At 38.9% G+C, this 2,067-nt stretch carries 1 protein-coding gene; it reads right to left on the bottom strand.

The features are described from left to right. Window positions 1-76: 76 nt before the first annotated feature. Window positions 77-2,002, bottom strand: coding sequence for a tetracycline resistance ribosomal protection protein Tet(Q) (gene tet(Q) / locus DW917_RS16695; protein ID WP_002560998.1), 1,926 nt, complete (start codon window positions 2,000-2,002; stop codon window positions 77-79). Between the last annotated feature and the right edge of the window lie 65 nt (window positions 2,003-2,067).

Below are 2,067 nucleotides of genomic sequence, written 5' to 3'. Positions count from 1 at the left end.
TCATTTTCAATCGATTACATAAGAATTAACAGAGTATTGAACTGTATTGCCTTATAGAAATTTCCTGACCGCTCCATTATTTTGATGACATTGATTTTTGGAACATGAATAAAAGTTTATCTTTTTCGTTCATGCGGATATTATCAGAATAATCGCCTTTTGTTATTTGATACCCGCATGGCTTGACCATAAAAACGCCTAAGCCCTTAGTGTATGAACTTACTTCTGAGGCGTAGTCTTTACTTGTATTTAATGGAACTTTCCCTTTAATATGACACCACTCATTATTGCAACTGATGTCTTCAATCTCAGACATCATTTTTTGCAAATCTGTAATAGCTTTGGAACTTGCCGCTTGGGGTATCTGCAACTCAAAATAGAGCATCGGTTCGAGAATGTCCACACCTGACTGTTGCAAGGCCAGCCTGAAGACATAAGGGGTCAGCTGTCTGAAATCAGCAGGTGTACTTACCGGGCTATAATACTCGGCTTGAGTAAAAGTTACTTTCAGATCAGTCACTTCCCATCCATGTAAACCAGATTGGCAAGACATACGAATCCCTTCAAAAACGGCATTTTGAAAAGAATGGTTCAGATAACCATAGGAGATGTCACTTTCGATTTGCAACCCTGTCCCTAACGGCAAGGGTTCAAGCGTCAGCCCTATTGTGGCCCAGTAAGGGTTGGGTGGCACTTCGATCTGAATAATCTTATTGACCTTTTTTACAGGTCGTTCTTTGTAGATAGTCTTGATCTCATCAAAATGGACCTTTACGGAAAATCGTTCTTCCAGCAATGTCTGTATGATTTCCTTTTGTGTCAAACCATATAACGAGATTTCCAATTCATCACTATATGAGTTTATGGAAAAGGACAAAGACGGGTCTTCAATCCACAATGTATTCAGAGCGGATATCACCTTGCTTCTCTCTTCGGACCTGTCTGGCCGGACGGAGGATTTGAGAGCGGGATGCTGATGAGATAACCCTTGAATCAAACAAGGTTTAGTACCTAAATAATCTCCGATTCGAAAATCTTCCATATCTTCTACAATCGCGATATCATTGGCCCCCACTTCATCAACATTTATCTCTCTGCCCTGATAAATAGTCTTTAGATTTTTAATCTTGATGAATTTTTCCGAATCGTTGATTCTTACAATGTCTCGAAGTCTCAGACTTCCGTCAATTATTTTTAGAAAACTTCTTTTATGTCCTTTGGGGTCATGCTCTATCTTATAGAGATAAGCTGAAAGTCTGTTTGAGACTGATTCTGGAGGAAGTATAAAAGAAGAGATGGCGTCCAACAACTCATTGATACCGATATTGAACATTGCTGATCCATGTAGTACCGGATAGACTTTGGCTTTTGCCACAAGATCGATTATCGTATTCCAATAATCAGCCGGTGAAATTTCGCTATCCGCCAAATATCGTTCTAATATATTGTCGTCATGGTTGCATACAAATTCTTTGTATTCTTCCTTTATATATGTTTGGGAGCAAATCGGATAAACCAATCCATCGACAACAGTTTGCATAAACAGGACATCTTGAGACAGATTTGTTTTTATATCCAGATACAAACGCTCTAAATTCACACCGTCACGGTCAATTTTATTGATAAATATAATTGTCGGGATTTGCAGTTTTTGTAAAGTATTGAACAGCAACTTTGTTTGCGCTTGTATGCCTTCCTTTGCGGATAAGATGAGGACTGCTCCATCAAGCATTTTGAATGTCCGCTCCACTTCCGCAATAAAATCCATGTGTCCCGGAGTGTCAATGATATTGCATTTCACTCCATTCCAGATAATAGATGTCGTAGAAGCCCGAACAGTAATTCCTCTACGTTTCTCTATATCCATAGAGTCTGTTATGGTGTCACCATTATCCACACGGCCGCACTTTTCCGTTGCTCCACTGGCAAACAGCAGATTCTCGGTTACGGAAGTTTTTCCTGCATCAATGTGAGCAAGAATTCCTAAATTTATAATATTCATTTGGATTAAGCAATAATATACTACAACAATAGTTCGTTAAAATTTGAGATAATGGCTAAGCAGCT

Origin of the sequence: Prevotella sp. AM42-24 (genome assembly GCF_003461825.1) — a bacterium.
In the GTDB taxonomy this organism is placed as follows: Bacteria; Bacteroidota; Bacteroidia; order Bacteroidales; family Bacteroidaceae; genus Prevotella; species Prevotella hominis.
The sequence above is the reverse complement of the archived record's forward strand: the minus strand, read 5'-3'. Positions and strand labels throughout refer to the sequence as shown.